The sequence below is a fragment of the Streptomyces sp. NPDC030143 genome (assembly GCF_055573695.1).
The window spans coordinates 1-18794 of record NZ_JBVIAY010000014.1 but is presented as its reverse complement, the minus strand read 5'-3'; the positions used below and the strand labels follow the sequence as shown (position 1 = coordinate 18794).

Here is an 18794-nt window from a genome sequence, read left to right as displayed (position 1 = left end):
ACCGCCGTCCCGCGCCCCACGTTCTCAGCGGCCGCCGGTGAGCCGTCGGACGAGGCAGGCGAAGGCGGCTTTCTCCGCCGGGGTGAGCTCGACGCTCTCCAGGGCGTGGGCGGAGGTGCGCTGACCCGGCAGGAGGGGGAGGGTCGGCAGGCGGTGGGGCCGCCGGGCGACGCGGTGTCCGGCGGGGCGGCCGCCGCGGCGCAGGGCCCGGGTCAGGGCGACCAGCCAGGCGCCGCACGCCAGGACGAGGACGGCTCCGCCCGCCAGTCGGGGCATCGAGAGGTGCTCAGGCATGCGGACAGTAGACATCACGGTCCGGGACTTTGACCCCGGACCGTGATGTATCTCGCAGGTGACGCGAAAGGGACGAGCCGCCCTTCGCCCTTTCCGGGCGGGGGACGAGCCGCCCTTCGCCCTTTCCGGGCGGGAACGGGCCGTCCCTCGCCCTTTGTCAGGCGGCCACCGGCTGCTTCTTCTCCACCGCCGTGGCGGGCGCGCCGTCCCGGGTCCCGGTGCCCGTGGTGCCGGGGGCCGGCTTGCGCAGGCCCTTGAGAACGACCACCAGGGCCGTCGTCACACACACGCCGACGGCGATGGCGAGCAGGTAGAGGAACGGGTTGCCGATCAGCGGGACCACGAAGATGCCGCCGTGCGGGGCGCGCAGGGTGGCGCCGAACGCCATCGACAGGGCGCCGGTGACCGCGCCGCCCACCATCGAGGAGGGGATCACGCGCAGCGGGTCGGCCGCGGCGAACGGGATCGCGCCCTCGGAGATGAAGGAGGCGCCCAGGACCCAGGCGGCCTTGCCGTTCTCACGCTCGGTCTCGGTGAAGAGCTTGCCGCGCACGGTCGTGGCTAGGGCCATCGCCAGCGGCGGGACCATGCCGGCCGCCATCACCGCGGCCATGATCTTCATCGCGGAGTCGCTGGGGCTCGCCACCGCGATGCCGGCCGTGGCGAAGGTGTACGCGACCTTGTTGACCGGGCCGCCGAGGTCGAAGCACATCATCAGGCCCAGCAGGGCGCCGAGGAGGACGGCGTTGGTGCCGGTGAGGCCGTTCAGCCAGTCGGTCAGCGCCTTCTGCGCCTCGGCGATGGGCTTGCCGATGACGACGAACATCAGGAATCCGACGACCGCCGAGGAGATCAGCGGGATCACCACCACCGGCATGATGCCGCGCAGCGGCGCCGGGATGTCGACCCGCTGGATCGCCAACACGACCGCACCGGCGATCAGACCGGCCGCCAGACCGCCGAGGAAGCCCGCGCCGATGGTGAGCGAGATCGCGCCGCCGACGAACCCGGGGACCAGACCGGGCCGGTCGGCCATGCCGTAGGCGATGTAGCCGGCCAGGACCGGGACGAGGAAGCCGAAGGCGGCGCCGCCGATCTGGAAGAACAGCGCGCCCCAGCTGTCGGCCTGGGACCACACGAAGTGCTCCATGACCGACGGCGCCTTGTTGATCTGGTAGCCGCCGATCGCGAAGCCGAGGGCGATGAGGAGACCGCCGGCGGCGACGAACGGGACCATGTAGCTGACGCCGGTCATCAGCCACTTGCGGAGCTTGGTGCCGTATCCCTCGCCGGAGTCGCCGGCGCGTTCGACCGGGGTGCGCGCGCCGGCGGGCGCCGCCGACGTGGCCTCACCGCGCTCGGCCTTGCCGCGCACCTCCGCGATCAGTTCGGCGGGGCGGTTGATGCCGGCCTTCACACCGACGTCCACCGTGGGCTTGCCCGCGAAGCGGTCCTTCTCGCGCACGGGGACGTCGTGGGCGAAGATCACGCCGTCCGCCGCGTCGATGACGGCCTGGTCGAGCCGGGTGAAGCCGGCCGAGCCCTGCGTCTCGACGACCAGCTCCACACCCGCCTCGCGGCCCGCGTTCTCCAGCGACTCGGCCGCCATGTAGGTGTGGGCGATGCCGGTCGGACACGAGGTGACGGCGACGACGCGGAAGGGACGCGCGGGCTCGGCCGGCGTCTCCGCGTCGGCGGACGCCGCGGTCGCGGAGGCGGTGGGAGTGGAGGCGGTGGTGGCGGAGGCGGTGGTGGCGGAGGCGGTCGTGGCCGTGGCGGTGTCGGCGGAGGCCGCCGCCGACACCGCCACGGAGTCCTCGGACGAGCCCCCGGAGGAGCTCCCGGCCGGGGCCGGGGCTTCGTCCCCGCGGATCAGCGCCGCCGTGGCCGCCGCGTCGTCCGCCGCCCGCAGCGCGTCGGTGAACTCGGAGTTCATCAGCTGACGGGCCAGCGACGACAGGATCGTCAGGTGGGCGTCGTCGGCACCGGCCGGGGCGGCGATCAAGAAGACCAGGTCGGCGGGACCGTCCGGCGCGCCGAAGTCGATGCCGGCGGCGCTGCGCCCGAAGGCGAGCGTGGGCTCGGTGACGTGCTCGCTGCGACAGTGCGGAATGCCGATGCCGCCGTCGAGGCCGGTGGGCATCTGCGCCTCGCGGGCGGCCACGTCGGCGAGGAAGCCCTCCAGGTCGGTCACCCGGCCCTGGGCCACCATGCGCTCGGCGAGGGACCGCGCCGCCGCTTCCTTGGAGTCGGCGGACAGGTCGAGATCGACCAGATCCGCGGTGATCATGTCGCTCATCGCGGGCTCCTTCGCACGCGTATCGCCCGGGCTGTGGGGTGGGCGGGGAGGGTGGGGACGGGGGTGCTGTGGGGGGAGGCGGGAGAGGCGGAGGCAGGGCCGGGGAAACCCCGCCTCCGGCGGACGGCGGGACGGTCGACGTCCCACGCGCCCCGGACGACGGGGCGGCTCAGGATGCCCCGCCGGCCGTCACGAGCGGCGAGTAACGAGCCGCCTCGCCACCACTGAGCCGACGCGGTCGCCGCCGCGGAAGGGACGGACGCGGCGCGTCGGACGGCCGTCACGGGGCGAGCGACCGTCACCGGGCGGACGGCCGTCACCGGGTCGGCCGCGATCACGGGGCGAACGGCCCGGGAGGGGCGGGCGGCTGTCACAGGGCGAACGGCCCGGGAGGGGCGGGCATCCGTCACGGGGCGAACCCTGAGGAGGCGGGCATCCGTCACGGGGCGAACGGCCACCACGGGACCGGCGGCCGTCGGGCGGACGGCCGACGCAGCACGGACGGCCGACGCAGCACGGACGGCCCACCCCGCACGGACGGCCCACCCCGCGCGGGCAGCCATCACGGTGAGACCGGTCATGGCGCCGGCTCGGCGACCGGTCGCGGCGCCGGCTCGGACGGCGGCGGTCATGACACCGGCTCGGACGGCGGTCATGACACCGGCTCCTTCAGTTCGCGGTCCACCGGTACCTCCGTCGTGACCGTGACGGCCTTCGGGTCCAGGTCGGCCGGGGTCGGCATCACGCTGCCGGGCAGTTGGACGGCGGCCGCGCCGTGCGCGACCGCGGAGGCCAGCGCCTCGGGCCCGCTGCCGCCCGCGATCAGGAACCCGGCGAGCGAGGAGTCACCGGCCCCCACGTTGCTGCGGACGACGTCGACGCGGGCGCCGGCGAACCAGGCGCCGGAGCCGTCCACGAGGAGCTGCCCGTCGGCGCCCAGGCTCGCGAGCACGGCGCGCGCGCCCATCTCGCGCAGCTCCTCGGCCGCCTTCAGTGCGTCGCCCACCGTTGCCAGGGGGCGCCCGACGGCTTCCGCGAGCTCCTCGGCGTTCGGCTTCACCACGTCCGGCCGTTCCCGCAGCGCCTCAAGGAGTGCCCGTCCCGAGGTGTCCAGTGCGATCCGCGCGCCCCCGGCGTGCGCCCGCGCGACGACATCGGCGTACCAGGACGGGGCGAGCCCGCGCGGCAGGCTGCCGCAGCAGGCGATCCAGTCGGCGTCGCGGGAGTGCTCGCGCACCGTGTCCAGGAGGAGTTCCTGCTCCTGCGCCGACAGCTCGGGGCCCGGCGCGTTGATCTTCGTGAGCACGCCGTCGGACTCCGCGAGCGCGATGTTCGAGCGGGTGGCCCCGGCGACCGGGACCGGCGCGACCTCGATGCCCTGCGCGTCGAGCAGGTCGGCCACGAGCGCGCCCGGCGCGCCCCCCAAGGGCAGGACGGCGACCGTGCGCCGGCCGGCGGCCGCGACGGCGCGCGAGACGTTGACGCCCTTGCCGCCGGGGTCCATGCGCTCACCGGTGGCACGGATGACCTCGCCCCGGTCGAGGGAGGGGACCTCGTAGGTGCGGTCGAGGGACGGGTTGGGGGTGACGGTGAGGATCATGCGCGTACTACTTCCGTGCCGCCGCTCTCGATGGCGGCCGCGTCGTCGGGGCTCAGCCCGCTGTCGGTGATCAGCAGGTCCACGTCGCTCAGGTCACCGAAGCGGGCGAAGTGCTCCTGGCCGTGCTTGGAGGAGTCGGCGAGGAGGACGACGCGACGGGCGGCGGCGACGGCCGCCCGCTTGACTGCGGCCTCGGCGAGGTCGGGGGTGGTCAGCCCGTGTTCGGCGGAGAAGCCGTTGGCGGCGACGAAGAGGACGTCGGCGCGGATCTCGCCGTACGCGCGCAGCGCCCAGGCGTCCACGGCGGCGCGCGTCCGGTGCCGGACGCGCCCCCCGACGAGATGGAGCTGCATGCCGGGGTGGTCCGCGAGGCGCGCCGCGATGGGCAGGGAGTGCGTGACGGCGGTGAGCGAGACCTCCAGCGGGAGGGCGGCGGCCAGGCGGGCGACCGTGGTGCCGGCGTCGAGGATCACCGTGCCCTCGGACGGCAGCTCGGTGAGGGCCGCCTTGGCGATGCGGTCCTTCTCGTCGGCGGAGGTGGACTCGCGTTCGGTGAGGTCGGGCTCGAAGTCGAGCCGTCCGACCGGTATGGCACCGCCGTGAACACGGCGCACCAGGCCCGCGCGGTCGAGGGCCTTCAGGTCGCGGCGGATCGTCTCCGCCGTGACCTGGAACTCCTCGGCCAGTGACACGACGTCCACCCGGCCGCCGTCACGGGCGAGCCGCAGGATCTCCTGCTGCCGCTCCGGTGCGTACATGTCCGTTCGCCTTTCCACCCACGCCCGGTCTATGTCCGACCGAATCCGACTCATGCCCGAACTTGTGGTTTCACCTGGAGGCTACGCTCGGATGACCGGAAAGTAAACAGGTTCGGACTCCATTCGGGCATGAACGGACTTCCTGACGGCCGGAGGCAGACTTCCCGCACGGTCCGGAGGCAGGGACTTCCCGCCGGCCGGAGGCAGGGACTTCCCGCCGGCCGGAGGCAGGGACTTCCCGCCGGCCGGAGGCAGGGACTTCCCGCTGGGCCGGAGGCGGACTCGCGGGCAAGGCCCGCGGACAGCGGAGGGCCCGGCGTCGGTCACCCGGACGCCGGGCCCTTCCCGCGGAGGTCGCTCAGCCGACGAGTTCCGGCACCTTCCGCTCCGCGGCTGCGGCCGGCTCCTGGCCCTCCACGTGCTGCGCCGGACGCTTCGGCAGCGCGAACATCAGCAGGAAGATCGCGCCCATCACGGCGGCGACCCAGCCCAGCGCGTACTGGAAGGCGTCCGCGAACTCCGGGCCGAGCCGGGCCGGGACGACCCGTTCGTCGATCCGGCCGAAGAAGACCACCGACACCAGACCCAGCCCGAGGGCGTTGCCCATCTGCTGCACGGTGTTGATCAGCCCGGACGCCGAACCGGCGTGCTCACGCGGCACGTCCGAGAGCACCGCGTCGGTGAGCGGGGCGACGATCAGGCCCATGCCGACACCCATCACGACCAGCGGGAGCGCCATCTGCCAGGAGGTGATGCCGAGGCCGTACCGCTCGGACTCCCAGATGTAGAGCAGGACGCCGACGGCCATGGTCAGCGCGCCCGCCTGGAGCACCTTGCGTCCGAAACGCGGCACCAGCTTCTGCACGGACAGCCCGGCGGCCATGGACACGGCGATCGAGAACGGGATGCCGGTCAACCCGGCGCGCAGCGGGCTCCAGCCCAGGCCGTCCTGCATGTACAGCGTCCAGACCAGGAAGAAGACGCCCAGCCCGATGCCGAACACGGTCTGCACGGCGATGCCGGCCGCGAAGCTCTTCACCCGGAAGAGGGAGAGCTCGATCAGCGGCGAGCCGTCCCGCGCGCCCTTGCGCCGCTCGTACGCGACCAGCGCCCCGAAGACGACCAGCGCGCCGGCCATCGAGCCGTACCCCCACAGCGGCCAGCCCAGCTCGCGGCCGCGGGTGAGCGGGTAGAGCAGCATGAGCAGGCCGAGGATCACCAGGGCCACACCGACGAGGTCGAGCCGGAGCGCCCTCGGCGCCTTGGACTCCGTGATGAAGCGGCTGCCGAGGATCAGGCCCACGATGCCGACCGGCAGGTTGATCAGGAAGATGGGCCGCCACTCCAGCCCGAACAGGTTCCACTCCGTCAGCAGCGCGCCGAGCAGCGGCCCGGAGACGGCCCCCAGCCCCACAATCGCGCCGAACAGCCCGAAGACCTTGCCCCTCTCGTGGGCCGGGAAGGTGGCGTGCACGATCGACAGCACCTGCGGGACCATCAACGCCGCCATGGCGCCCTGGAGGATGCGCGAGGCGACCAGCATCTCCGGGTTCGCGGCGAGACCGCACAGCGCGGAGGCGAGCGTGAAGCCGCCGATGCCGGCGAGGAACACCCGCTTGCGGCCGTGGATGTCGCCGAGCCGCCCGCCGGTGATCAGACCCGCCGCGAAGGCGAGGGCGTAACCGGCGGTGATCCACTGGATCTGGCTCCAGGAAGCGCCCTCGTCCCGCCGGATCGAAGGGATGGCGATGTTGACGATCGTGACGTCGACGAGGTCCATGAAGGCCGCCGTCATCACGATCGCCAGGGCGAACCAGCGGCGTCGGTCCGCGGCCGCGGGCTGCGCCGCGGAGCTGGGGGATGTCTCGGTGGAGGTCATGTCTCGAAGTTAGGCCCCCATTAGGTCAGATCGTGCCCTAGACGTCGGGCATCCTCTGAGACATGACGACGGACACTCCGGCTCGGCTGCTGCAACTGCTCTCCCTCCTCCAGACGCCCCGCGAATGGCCCGGCGGCGAGCTCGCCGACCGGCTCGCGGTCTCCCGCCGCACGGTCCGGCGGGACATCGACCGCCTGCGCGAGCTGGGCTACCCCGTGCAGGCCACCAAGGGCTCCGACGGCGGCTACCGGCTGGTCGCGGGCAAGGCGATGCCGCCGCTGGTGCTCGACGACGAGGAGGCGGTGGCGATCGCGGTGGGACTGCGGGCCGGCGCCGGGCACGCGCTGGAGGGGGTGGACGAGGCATCGGTGCGGGCGCTGGCCAAGCTGGAGCAGGTGCTGCCGTCCCGGCTGCGCCACCGGGTGGCCACCCTCCAGGCCGCGACCACACCGCTGACCAGCGGCGACGGACCGAGTATCGCCCCCGAGACACTGACTGCGATGGCGTCGACGGTGGCCGGGCGGGAACGCCTGCGGTTCGCCTACCGCGCCAAGGACGGCACGGAGTCCCGCCGTCTGACCGAGCCCTACCGCCTGGTGTCGACGGGCCGGCGCTGGTACCTCGTGGCGTACGACCTCGAACGGGAGGACTGGCGGACGTTCCGCGTCGACCGGGTCCGTGACCCGTTCGCCACGGGCACACGGTTCACTCCCCGCGAGGTGCCCGAGGGGAGCGCGGCGGAGTACCTGCGGCGGTCGATCCGACAGCGCCAGGAGACCTACGAGTTCGACGTCACGTTCGAGGCGCCGGCGGAGGTCGTGGCGGGACGGCTGCCCGCCTGGTTCGGCCGGCCCGAGGACGAAGGGGAGACGTCCGGCGCGGCGGGACGCTGCCGTCTGCGCGGGGTCAGCGGCGACCCGGTGGAGTGGATGGCGTTCCGGCTGGCGACGGTCGGCTGCGAGTTCACCGTCCGGGCGCCGGAACACCTGCGGGAGTGCGTACGCGAGCTGGGCGGGCGGCTGGGGAGGGCGGGAGCGCAGTAGGGCTGCGGGGGAACGACCTTCAGGGAGCACCTTCACTGGGAGCACACCTTCAGGGCCCCCTCGGGGGAGCCCTTGCGGGTCTCTTTCGAGGGGTGCCCTGCGGGGAGCTCCTTCAGAGGAGCCTCTGGGGGTAGCTCCTTGGGGGAGCTTCCTCGGGGAGCTTGCTTGGGGAGCGCCCCGGGTCAGAGGCCGCCCGGGTGACCCTTTCCGGGGCCTCGAGGGCACTTTTCAGGGCCCCGTGCGGGCATCCCTCGGGTCAGAGGCCGTCCGCCGGGCGCTTCAGGTCGTCCCCGGGACCCGTCCCCGCTTCCCAGCCGATCCCCCGCAGGACGGCGAGGTTCCGCAGCGCCAGTTCGGCCGGCCCCTCGGGACCGCCCGCCGGACCGTCCGTCGACGCCCAGCTCTCCACGGCGACCCGCACGGCAGCACTCGCCACGGCGGCGGTGAAGCGCTGGGTGGGAGTGATGCCGCGACCAGCCGCCTCGCCAACGTTGTCGGAGTGCGGAACGGTCGAGGTGTCCCCCGCCCCCGCGTCGGCCCTGTGCCCCCGGCTCGCCAGCACCTCGGCCAGCGTCTCCTCCGAGGTGTGGCAGACCTCCGCCCACACCTTGCGAAGGGCCGGGTGGGTCGTCGCGAGGCGGATCAGGGTGCGGACCCATTCCCAGGACGCGGCCGACACGGCGGCGTCGGGGGTGAGGGTGTGCCGTACGGCGTGTTCCAGGGCCTGGCCGAGAGGCAGTTCGGACGGGGCCTCGCGGACCGCCTCCGTCCAGCGCTGGGCGCCCGCCGCGTAGAGGGGGGCGACGGCCTCCTCCTTGGTGGCGAAGTACCGGTAGAAGGTCCGGGGCGCGATACCGGCGGCCTGGGCGATGTCCTCGGCGCGAGTGGCCTTCAGGCCCCGGCTCACGAAGAGGCCGGCCGCGGCGCGGGCGATCTCCATCCTCGTGGCGGCTTTGCGCCGCTCGGTGAGGGAGGCCGAAGCCGCGTGAGGGGCTGAACTGATCACTTCGGCAGGCTATGCCCATGTGGCACAATCTGCCATTCGGGCGGGCCACCCCGTGGTTCAGGTACGGGGTGCCCCGCCCTCTCCAGGCGTGCCCGGAATAAGAGCCGGGCCCCGGCGCCCGGGGGGAGGCGCCGAAGCCCGGCTCTGGGAGAGTCCCGGCGCCGGGGGGGTGTGCGTCGGGACGTGGTTCAGGAGTGGGACAGGGTCCTTGGGGGCTCCAGGGTCCGGACGACGCGATGCCGGCTCGAACTCCCGTGCCCTGAAGTCTTGTTCCCCCGGTCCTGCCCTTTGAAGCGGTGTTCTGCGGCCATGTTCGCGCGGACTTTGGCCACCCCGCGTACGCCGGCGGCGAAGGACGCCCTGATACCCGGGCCTCCCGCGCCTACGCCGCCGCCTCGAAGCCCGTGTCGCGGGCCAGCTTCTTCAGCTCCAGCAGCGCGTGCTTCTCGATCTGCCGGATCCGCTCGCGGGTGAGGCCGTGCTCCCTGCCGACCTCGGTCAGGGTCCGCTCGCGGCCGTCCTCGATGCCGTATCGCATCTTGATGATCGAGGCCGTGCGCGGGTCGAGGCGGTCGATCAGGCCGTCGAGCTCCTCGCTGCGCAGCAGCGTCAGGACGGACTGCTCCGGGGAGACCGCGGAGGTGTCCTCGAGCAGGTCGCCGAACTGGGTCTCGCCCTCGTCGTCGACCGACATGTTCAGCGAGACCGGGTCGCGGGCCCAGTCCAGGACGTCGATGACGCGCTCCGGCGTGGAGCCGAGTTCGGTGGCGATCTCGACGGGCTCCGGGTCGCGGCCGTGTTCCCGGTTGAACTCGCGCTGGACGCGCCGGATGCGGCCGAGCTCCTCCACGAGGTGGACGGGCAGCCGGATCGTGCGCGACTGGTCCGCTATCGAACGCGTGATCGCCTGGCGGATCCACCAGGTGGCGTACGTCGAGAACTTGAAGCCCTTGCGGTAGTCGAACTTCTCGACCGCGCGCACCAGACCGGCGTTGCCCTCCTGGATCAGGTCGAGCAGGGGAAGTCCGCTGCGGGGGTAGCGGCGGGCGACCGCGACGACCAGACGGAGGTTGGAACGGATGAAGACGTCCTTGGCACGCTCGCTCTCGCGGACGAGCGCCTCGAGCTCCTCGCGGGAGGCGTCCGCCTTGGACTCCTCGTATCCGTCCAGAACCTGTTGCGCGAACACACCCGCCTCGATGATCTGCGACAGCTCGACTTCCTTCGCGGCGTCGAGCAGCGGCGTGCGCGCGATCTCGTCGAGGTACATGCCGACCAGATCGCGGTCGGCGATCTCGCCGCCGTGGACGCGAGCGCTGCTTGCCGCGTCGGCCGTCTCGCCGGTGGCGGACTGACGACGGGCGACGGCACGGGTTGCCATGCGTGCTCCCTTGCGATGGTGGGGTCAGCGGGTGGTCCGTGGACACCGGGACACCGCTCGGTTCCTCCCGGGACTCTCACCGGGACTTTCCTCGGGTGCCCTGCATCCGATGGAAACAACGACTGGAATCAGGACAGAATTCCCACCTGTCCCCCAATTTTTCTGATCATGCAGTACACTGTCCGGCCGCACGAGGCGGCGTGATGTCCGTCGGCACCCGCAGAGGCGCAGGTCAGACCTGGATCGCGAGTGAACTCGGAGTACCCCTCGACCTCCACGACCACTCCGTAGGTGACGTCCATCACATTCGGCATCGCTGTCCTGACTCCGGAAGGGCGCCGCCCTTGGCTCGCTCTCCCACCCTGAAGACGGACCGCACCGGCTGATGGTTGCCGCGGACACCCATTCACAGGAGATTCCGGATGACGCCACATCCAGCCCCTACCGGCCGGGCAATGCCGTGTCCCCTGTCGGCCCGGCCCACGACTCAGCCCGCCTCCCGGCCCGATCTCGCGCTCGGCCCGCCCCGTCCCGCCGAGCCGCGCCCCACGCAGGGTTCAGCCGAACTGCACCGACCGCTTCGCCATCCCCATCCAGAAGCCGTCGATCACCGACTTCTGCGCGTCCAACTCGCCGGAGACCTCCGCCGCACCCATGGTCACGAAGAGCGGGGCGAAGTGCTCGGTGCGCGGGTGGGCGTAGCGGCCGGCCGGGGCCTTGTCCAGGAAGTCCAGCAGGGCGTCCCAGTCGCGGGACTCCAGGGCGCGCCGGCCCCAGTCGTCGAATTCGGAGGACCAGGTGGGCACGCCGGCGCCGGTGTGCCGCAGCGCGGCCAGGTTGTGGGTGAAGAACCCGGAGCCGACGATCAGCACGCCCTCGTCGCGCAGGGGTGCGAGCCGGCGCCCGATGTCCATGAGCCTGACCGGGTCGAGGGTCGGCATCGAGATCTGCAGGACCGGGATGTCGGCGGCCGGGAACATCTCCACCAAGGGCACGTAGGCGCCGTGGTCGAGGCCGCGGTCGGGGATGTCCTGGACGGGCGTGCCCGGGGCGCGCAGCAGCTTGCGGACGGACGCGGCGAGCTCGGGGGCGCCGGGAGCGCCGTACCGCACCCGGTAGTAGTGCTCGGGGAAGCCCCAGAAGTCGTAGACGAGCGGGACGGTCTCCGTGGCGCCGAGGGCGAGCGGGGCCTCCTCCCAGTGGGCGGAGACCATGAGGATCGCCCGGGGGCGCGGCAGGCCGGCGGACCAGGCGGCGAGCTCGCCGGGCCAGACCGGGTCGTCGGCGAGCGGCGGGGCGCCGTGACTGAGATACAGGGCGGGCATGCGCTCCTGCGTGGCGGCGGCGGACATGACGGCCACTCCCTTGCTTCTCGCACCTTGCTTCAAATCTAAAGCATTAATAGCCACCACCCTACGCCTCGCTTGTTTAAGTTTCAAGGAGAAGGCCCTTACAGTGGAGGCATGAAGGCATCTCCATCCGCTGAAGAGCCCCTGTGGCTCACCGCAGAGGAGCAGCGCATCTGGCGCTCCTACCTGCACGCCACGACCCTCCTCGAGGACCACCTCGACCGCCAGCTCCAGCGTGACGCGGGCATGCCGCACATCTACTACGGCCTTCTCGTGGGCCTCGCCGAGGCCCCCCGCCGCCGACTGCGGATGACCGAACTCGCCATGAACGCGAAGATCACCCGCTCCCGGCTGTCCCACGCCGTCGCCCGCCTGGAGAAGAACGGCTGGGTGCGGCGCGAGGACTGTCCCTCCGACAAGCGCGGCCAGTTCGCGGTGCTGACGGACGCCGGCCTGGACGTCCTGCGGCGGACCGCCCCCGGCCATGTGACGGCCGTACGGCAGGCGTTGTTCGACCGGCTGTCCCCGGAACAGCAGAAGACCCTCGGCGAGATCATGGAGATCGTCGCCGAGGGCCTCCAGCCCAACGAAGCGGGGGCGGACCTGCCCTGGCTGCGCTAGGGGGTGCGCCCCAGGAGGTTGTGGACGGGTTGTCCAGGTCTCGCCTGAGGGATCTTGAACGGGTGAGGGCCTTCCGGTGCGGTGTGGACCGCGACGTCCACACCAGCCGAAAGGCCCTCGTGCCCCACGTGACACACCCCTGACCGAGACCGGCCGCCTGCGCCCGGCCCGCTGCGTCGTCGAGGGACGGCCGGCCCGGCCCCTGCGCCGAGCCGCCGAACGCTTCCGGGTCTGCCCGACCGCCGCCCAGCGCCGGGCCGACCGCTACCGCCGACTCTGCTGCTCAGACGCTCAGACGCAGCCGTTCAGACGCAGACGCTCAGACGCAGGCATGCGCACGCAGGCATGCGCACGCAGGCATGCGCACGCAGGCGCTCAGTGGGCCACCACCGGCACCGGCAGCTCGTCCTCCACACCGTCGGCCGCATCGCCCGAGCCGGCGACCGGCCCCATGTCCGGGCGGCCGGCGTTGACGAGCGTCAGGGCGATCGCGGCGGCGGCGACCAGGATGCCGACGGCGAACCAGATCGCGGTCGTGTACCCGTGCACCATGCCGTCCAGCTGCACCAGCTGCTGCTGCGTCCGGGAGCCGGCGCCGGCGATGTGGTCGGTGACGTACGACGTGGTCGCGGAGGCGGCGACGGTGTTCAGCAGAGCGGTGCCGATGGCGCCGCCCACCTGCTGCGAGGTGTTGACCATCGCGGAGGCGACACCCGCGTCGCGCGGCTCGACGCCCTGGGTGGCCAGCGACATGGCCGGCATGAACGCCGTACCCATGCCGAGACCGAGCAGCAGCATCGCGGGCAGCAGCAGGGCCGCGTAGGAGGAGTCGACCTCCATCTGCGTCAGCAGCAGCATGCCGAGCGCGGCGACGAGGAAGCCCGGGCCCATGAGCAGACGTGGGGCGACCCGGGTCATCAGGCGGGTCCCGATCTGCGTGGAACCGGTGATCATGCCCACGATCATGGGCAGGAAGGCGAAGCCGGTCTTCACCGGCGTGTAGCCCTTCACGACCTGGAGGTAGTAGGTCAGGAAGAGGAACAGGCCGAACATCCCGATGATGGCGAGGCCGAGGGAGAGGTAGACACCGCCGCGGTTGCGCTCGGTGATCACGCGCAGCGGCAGCAGGGGGTGCGCGACCTTCGACTCGACGGCCACGAACGCGGCGAGCAGGACGACCGACGCGACGAACATGCCGATGGTGAGCGAGTCGCTCCAGCCGTCGGACTCGGCGCGGGTGAAGCCGTAGACCAGGGCCACCAGGCCCAGGGTGGAAAGGACCACGCCCGGGATGTCGAGCGCGGAGCGGTTGCGGCCGCCCTCCGGCTCACGGATGACGAACCAGGCGCCGACCGCGGCGATCACGGCGAAGGGGATGTTCACGAAGAACGTCCAGCGCCAGTCCAGGTACTCGGTGAGGAAACCGCCGAGAATCAGACCGACCGCGCCGCCGCCACCGGCGATCGCGCCGTAGATGCCGAACGCCTTGGCGCGCTCCTTGGCGTCGGTGAACATCACGGCGAGCAGGGAGAGCGCGGCGGGCGCGAGCAGCGCGCCGAAGACACCCTGGAGCGCGCGGGCGCCGAACATCATGGCCTCGTTGGTGGCCGCGCCGCCCAGCGCGGAGGCCGCGGCGAACCCGACCAGACCGACGAGGAAGGCCCGCTTGCGGCCCCACAGGTCCGCGATGCGACCGCCGAACAGGAGCAGACCGCCGAAGGCGAGCGCGTAGGCGGTGACGACCCACTGCCGGTTGCCGTCGGATATGCCCAGGTCCTGCTGGGCGGAGGGCAGGGCGATGTTCACGATGGTCGCGTCGAGGACGACCATCAGCTGGGCGAGCGCGATGAACACGAGCGCTCTCCAGCGGGCCGGGTCCGCCTGGGGGCGGCCGGGAGCCTTGCTGGCTGTTTCAGACATGGGGGTACCCACTTCGGAACCTGGTGACGGATGAAACGGACAGGACCGGAAGAACCAGAAGCGGGGGAACGACCAGGAGCACTGGAAACGACCACAGGCGCTGGAACAACCGGAAGAGCTGGAACAAACGGAGGAACTGCAAGAACTGCAAGAACTGGAAGAACTGAGAGAACCGGATGAACTGAAGTAACCGGATGAACTGAAGTAACTGGAGGAGCTGGAGGAACAGGACGAACTGAAAAGGCAGAGACGGCCGGGAGGACGGGAGGGCGGTGAAGACGGAGTTCGCTCAGGCCTGGCGCAGGTCCTCCATGGTCACGGCCGTGCCCGGCAGGACGGATCGGGCCGGTGCCCGCAGCCCGTCCAGGAACAGCTGAAGATGGCGGTGGACGAACCGGTCGACACTCAGACACGCGGTGCCCGCCGGAGGTCGGCTGAGCTGGGCCACGGCGACCATCAGGTCACCGACGCCGACGTCCCTCCGGAGCTGGCCGGCCTCGCGGGCGCGCTCCATGAGTTCGCCGACGAGGTGCTCGGCGCGCAGCCGGGCCGCCTCGAGGTCGGGATGGTTCTTGTCGAACGTGCTGGCGACCATCGGGCACAGCGCGCTGATCCGCTCGTCGGCGGCGGTGTGCACGAAGCGCTCCAGCGCCCCGAACGCGTCGCCCGTCTCGGCGACCGCCTGGCGGGCCGCCTGAGCCGTACGGTCCATGACGGAGCAGACGACCTCGCGGACCAGCGCGTCGCGATCGGGGAAGTTGCGGTACACCGTGGCGTTGCCGACACCGGCCCGGCGGGCGATGTCGTCGAGCGGCACGTCGGGGCCGAGCTCGACGAACAACTCGCGGGCGGCGGTGACGATCCGCTCCCGGTTGCGCACGGCGTCGGCGCGCGGCCGGGTCACCTTTCGCTGCGCGGGGGCTGCGGTCTGCACCACGGCGTACTCCCTCGGGTCTCGGGCGGGGCGCCGGCGGCTGCCGGCGGGCGGCCGACGGACGGTCGACCGGTCCGGGAGCCGATCCGGGGAAGCTCTCCCCGTTTCGGTCGGACACAGGGCTAAACGGGGAACTGATCCCCGGTTATTTCCCGGAAGCCGAAACTTCTCGTGTGCTCTGGATCACATCTCCCTCTACCGCCAGGTAACCCACGATCGGCCGCCCCAACGCGCGCCCGCACCACCCCCGACGGAGGGTGAACGAAAGGGTGCAGTCGGTGACCGGCGGCTGCCCGGAGCGAAGGGTTCCCGCATGCAGCCGCTGCCTGGGCGACCCGGGGAAGGCCACCCGGGCAGGCCGTTGGAGCCGCTCCACCGGCGCATACCTCCCGGGGGTCCGCGCCCCCGCCGTGCGGCCGCCCTCGCGTGCGTGACCGCGCTGACCTTCGCCGTGAGCACCTCCGCCGGCAGCGGACGCCTCGTCCCGCCCCCCGCCCCCGCCGGCGCGGGCCCCGCCTCCGTGGCCCGCTCCTCCGCCCTCGCCCCCTGCATGATCAGCGGTGACCCGGCGGTCCAGATGTCCGAGGGCGTCCCGACGTCCGGCGGCTACGCGCGCTCCACGGGCACCGTACGCGCCCTCACCCTGATGATCGACTTCTCGGACGCGCCGGGCCAGGGCCGGGCGACGGACCGGTTCCGCGAGTTCTTCCCGCAGACCCGGCAGTGGTTCCGCACCGCCTCCTACGGCCGCCTCGACTACCGCCCCGAAACCCCGCTCCCGGACTGGCTGCGCATGCCGAAGCCGTTCAGGGAGTACGGCATAGAGCGCGGTGCGCCGTTCGAGCCCGGCTACCGGGAACTGGTCCAGGACATCGTGACCACGGCCGACCCGGAGGTGGACTTCCGGACGTACGACCTGCTGAACGTGCTGGTCACCCCGAACGCCGGCCCCTCCGCGCTCGACACGGTCCTGTCGGTGACGTTCGCCGGCAACGCCGAGGCCCCGGTGGCCGACGGCGTCGCCGTCGCGAACGCCTCCTTCGTCTACTCCCGGCAGGACGACGGCTCAGGCTCCTACGACCGCACCGGCTACCGCGTCCTGCCGCACGAGAACGGCCACGTCTTCGGGCTGCCCGACCTCTACACCCAGGACGGCGGCGGCGCGGTGGGCCACTGGGACATCATGAGCGAGGACTGGGGTGCCAACAACGACCTGCTCGGCTGGCACAAGTGGAAACTGGGCTGGCTGGACGCGACGCAGGTCAGCTGTGCGGCCGACCCCGGCACGGCGGAGTACACCCTCACCCCGCTCTTCCGCACGGGCGGCCCCAAGCTGGTCTTCGTCCCCCTCGACCGGGGCACCGGCTACGCCGTCGAACTGCGCACCCGCGGCGGCAACGACGAGGCGGTGTGCCGCCCCGGCGTCCTCGTCTACCGGGTCGACGCCGGGGTCGACACCGGCATGGGTCCGGTGCGCGTCCACGACTCCCAGCGGGACAGCGGCGGCTGCACCCGCAGCCCCAACGTCCACGCGGAACTCTCCGACGCCCCCTTCGCCCCCGGCGAGACCTTCAGGGACCCACGGAGCGACATCCGCATCACGGTCGCCGCGGCCGACCTGGACGGGAACTACCGGGTGCGGGTCACCCGGGGGTAGCGCAGGCACGGCCGGCGGACGCGGGTGACACGGGCGCGAACCGCGCGCCGGGAGCGGTTTACGGTGGGGCTGTCGCTGTCGCCGTACCGGAGAGACGATGCCCGCCGAGACGCCCCCACCCCCCGCCGCCCCGGTGACGCATGCGCCGCAGGAGGCGGTCACACCGTTGATCCGCGGGGTCGGCGTGCTGCGGGAGCTGACGGCGGCGGGCGGCACCATGAGCCTGAGCGGGCTGGAACGGGCCACCGGCCTGGCCCGCTCCACCGTCGACCGGATCGCGGCGACGCTGGCCCGCACGGGCTACGTCCGGCTGGACGGCCGGGACGCCTCCCTCGCCCCGCCCGTGATGGCCCTGGGCAACGCCTACCTGGCCGCCCTGCGCCTGCCGACCCTGCTGTCCTCCCGGGCCGACGCCCTGGCCGACGCACTCGACGAGTCCGTCTCCCTCGCGGTCGCCGACCGCGACGGCATCCGCTTCATCCACCAGGCCACCCGCCGCCGCGCGATGTCCCTCAGCTTCCGCATCGGCGACCTGCTGCCCGCCGAACGCACCGCGCCCGGCCCGCTGTTCGCCGCGGAGTGGACCGACACCGACTGGGCCCACTGGCGCGCCCGCCGCGCCGCCGACCCCCGCGCCGACGGCTTCCCGGCCCTCCCGCACACCGCCCCCGGCGACGACGAGGACTTCGCCCGGCGGGCGGAGCGGGCCGCGCGGGACGGCTGGGCCGTGGACGACCAGCTGATCGAACCCGGACTGGTTGCGGTCTCGCTCCCCGTCCGGGACCCGCACACCGCCCGGACCGCCTGCGTGGCGAGCGTCGTGAGCCACACCAGCCGGCACACGGCGGAGAACCTGCGCACCACCCTGCTCCCCCGGCTGCGTGAGACGGTTCGGACCATGGAGGAGGACCTGCGCCAGACCCCTCCCGCCGAGCCGGGCCCGCCCCCCGCCGGCCTCGCGACGTGGACCGGCGCCTCGAAGCAGGAACTGGGCCGCGAGTTCATCGAGTCCCTCGCCCGCGGGCTGACCGTCCTCACCGCGTTCGGCGAGGGCAGGGCGGCCCTGACTCTCACGGAGGTGGCGAAGGCGACGGGCCTGGCCCGGGCGACGGCCCGCCGGGCACTGATCACCTACGAGCACCTGGGCCTGGTCGCCCAGACCCCCGACCGCCGGTTCACCCCCACCCCGCGCATCCTCTCCCTCGGCTATCCACCCCTGTCCCGTACGACTCTCCCCCGCATCGCGACCCCCCACATGACGGCCCTGACGGAGCGCATCCGGGAATCGACGTCCCTGGCGATCCTCGCGCCGGACCCCAGCGGAGGCCGGGGAGGCCCCGCGGAGATCCAGTACACGGCCCGCGTGTCCGCGCGGCACGTGATGAGCGTCGACATCACGGTCGGCACCCGCCTGCCGGCCCACGCCACGTCACCGGGCCGAGTCCTCCTCTCCGACACCCCCGACACGCTCCCCGACCGATCCCTCGACCTCGTCCGCACCCAGGGCTACGCCCTGGTCGACGAGGAGCTGGAGGAGGGCCTGCGCTCGATCGCCGTCCCCGTCCGCGACCGCACCGGCCGCACGGTGGCGGCCCTGAACACAGCCGTCCACGCCGCCCGCCGCACCCCCGAGCAGTGCGTCCAGGACATCCTCCCCGCCCTCGCCACCACGGCCACCCACATCGAGACCGACCTCCACATCACCTCCCGCTTCGCCCGGGTCCCCGTGCTCTGACCCCGGCCACGCACCCCACCCCCCGCTGATCGGCTACCCTGTCAGGGACCTCCACCACGGTGGGGGTCACGCGAGTCTCGCCTTCGTAGCTCAGGGGATAGAGCACCGCTCTCCTAAAGCGGGTGTCGCAGGTTCGAATCCTGCCGGGGGCACCAGTTCAAAGGCCTTTCACTTCCGAATTTTCGGAGGTGAAAGGCCTTTTGACATCCAGACGTCGACAGCTACCGACAGCTCAGCAGCAGGTCAGGCCGTTGATCGATTAGGCGACCGCAGGTCAGGGCCGCCGGTGATCAGTTGTGGCTGTGCAGCAGCGCGGCG

At 72.4% G+C, this 18794-nt stretch carries 14 protein-coding genes, 1 tRNA gene and 1 pseudogene; 6 read left to right on the top strand and 10 right to left on the bottom strand.

What is annotated here, in order from left to right; translation table 11 throughout:
- Window positions 1–24: 24 nt before the first annotated feature.
- The 5 genes from ACZ4YY_RS23230 to ACZ4YY_RS23210 all read right to left on the bottom strand — a co-directional run bounded on the left by ACZ4YY_RS23230 (window position 25) and on the right by ACZ4YY_RS23210 (window position 6830).
- A complete protein-coding gene (locus tag ACZ4YY_RS23230) occupies window positions 25–294 on the bottom strand; it encodes a hypothetical protein (RefSeq protein ID WP_468293287.1) in 270 nt (89 codons plus the stop codon).
- A 157-nt stretch (window positions 295–451) separates the two neighbouring features.
- The gene (locus ACZ4YY_RS23225) at window positions 452–2593 is read right to left on the bottom strand and encodes a PTS fructose transporter subunit IIABC (protein ID WP_468293284.1); all 2142 of its coding nucleotides are present in this window, start codon (window positions 2591–2593) and stop codon (window positions 452–454) included.
- Window positions 2594–3245: 652 nt separating this feature from the next.
- A complete protein-coding gene (gene pfkB, locus ACZ4YY_RS23220) occupies window positions 3246–4193 on the bottom strand; it encodes a 1-phosphofructokinase (protein WP_468293281.1) in 948 nt (315 codons plus the stop codon).
- Window positions 4190–4951, bottom strand: coding sequence for a DeoR/GlpR family DNA-binding transcription regulator (locus ACZ4YY_RS23215; protein WP_468293278.1), 762 nt, complete (start codon window positions 4949–4951; stop codon window positions 4190–4192). The genes pfkB and ACZ4YY_RS23215 overlap by 4 nt, the downstream gene beginning before the upstream one ends.
- 358 nt (window positions 4952–5309) lie before the next feature.
- Window positions 5310–6830, bottom strand: a complete 1521-nt coding sequence (locus tag ACZ4YY_RS23210) for an MFS transporter (RefSeq protein ID WP_468293276.1) — start codon at window positions 6828–6830, stop codon at window positions 5310–5312.
- Between the two features lie 62 nt (window positions 6831–6892).
- Here ACZ4YY_RS23210 and ACZ4YY_RS23205 point away from each other — a divergent pair, with 62 nt between their 5' ends.
- A complete protein-coding gene (locus ACZ4YY_RS23205; protein WP_468293273.1) occupies window positions 6893–7873 on the top strand; it encodes a helix-turn-helix transcriptional regulator in 981 nt (326 codons plus the stop codon).
- A gap of 256 nt (window positions 7874–8129) precedes the next feature.
- Here ACZ4YY_RS23205 and ACZ4YY_RS23200 read toward each other — a convergent pair whose 3' ends face one another.
- The 3 genes from ACZ4YY_RS23200 to ACZ4YY_RS23190 all read right to left on the bottom strand — a co-directional run bounded on the left by ACZ4YY_RS23200 (window position 8130) and on the right by ACZ4YY_RS23190 (window position 11585).
- Window positions 8130–8813: a TetR/AcrR family transcriptional regulator gene (locus ACZ4YY_RS23200; RefSeq protein WP_468293766.1), complete on the bottom strand. Its 684-nt coding sequence runs from the start codon at window positions 8811–8813 to the stop codon at window positions 8130–8132.
- Window positions 8814–9261: 448 nt separating this feature from the next.
- Window positions 9262–10260 carry a sigma-70 family RNA polymerase sigma factor gene (locus ACZ4YY_RS23195; protein ID WP_468293270.1) on the bottom strand — a complete coding sequence of 333 codons (999 nt, stop codon included), beginning with the start codon at window positions 10258–10260 and terminating at the stop codon, window positions 9262–9264.
- 557 nt (window positions 10261–10817) lie between these two features.
- Window positions 10818–11585, bottom strand: a complete 768-nt coding sequence (locus tag ACZ4YY_RS23190) for a dioxygenase family protein (protein ID WP_468293763.1) — start codon at window positions 11583–11585, stop codon at window positions 10818–10820.
- Between the two features lie 138 nt (window positions 11586–11723).
- Here ACZ4YY_RS23190 and ACZ4YY_RS23185 point away from each other — a divergent pair, with 138 nt between their 5' ends.
- The gene (locus tag ACZ4YY_RS23185; protein ID WP_468293267.1) at window positions 11724–12230 is read left to right on the top strand and encodes a MarR family winged helix-turn-helix transcriptional regulator; all 507 of its coding nucleotides are present in this window, start codon (window positions 11724–11726) and stop codon (window positions 12228–12230) included.
- A 76-nt stretch (window positions 12231–12306) separates the two neighbouring features.
- Window positions 12307–12507 (top strand): annotated as a pseudogene (locus ACZ4YY_RS23180) (hypothetical protein); the annotation flags it as partial.
- 98 nt (window positions 12508–12605) lie between these two features.
- Here ACZ4YY_RS23180 and ACZ4YY_RS23175 read toward each other — a convergent pair.
- Both ACZ4YY_RS23175 and ACZ4YY_RS23170 read right to left on the bottom strand, forming a co-directional pair.
- Window positions 12606–14150: an MFS transporter gene (locus ACZ4YY_RS23175; protein ID WP_468293264.1), complete on the bottom strand. Its 1545-nt coding sequence runs from the start codon at window positions 14148–14150 to the stop codon at window positions 12606–12608.
- 289 nt (window positions 14151–14439) lie between these two features.
- A complete protein-coding gene (locus ACZ4YY_RS23170; protein ID WP_468293760.1) occupies window positions 14440–15084 on the bottom strand; it encodes a TetR/AcrR family transcriptional regulator in 645 nt (214 codons plus the stop codon).
- 313 nt (window positions 15085–15397) lie between these two features.
- Between ACZ4YY_RS23170 and ACZ4YY_RS23165 the strand changes: the two genes are divergently transcribed.
- From ACZ4YY_RS23165 to ACZ4YY_RS23155, 3 genes are all read left to right on the top strand, one after another.
- Window positions 15398–16741 (top strand): M6 family metalloprotease domain-containing protein, encoded by a 1344-nt coding sequence (locus tag ACZ4YY_RS23165; protein ID WP_468293262.1) that lies wholly within the window; start codon window positions 15398–15400, stop codon window positions 16739–16741.
- A 97-nt stretch (window positions 16742–16838) separates the two neighbouring features.
- Window positions 16839–18476, top strand: a complete 1638-nt coding sequence (locus ACZ4YY_RS23160; protein ID WP_468293259.1) for an IclR family transcriptional regulator domain-containing protein — start codon at window positions 16839–16841, stop codon at window positions 18474–18476.
- Window positions 18477–18555: 79 nt separating this feature from the next.
- Window positions 18556–18631 (top strand) — tRNA-Arg (locus tag ACZ4YY_RS23155).
- Window positions 18632–18794 lie beyond the last annotated feature (163 nt).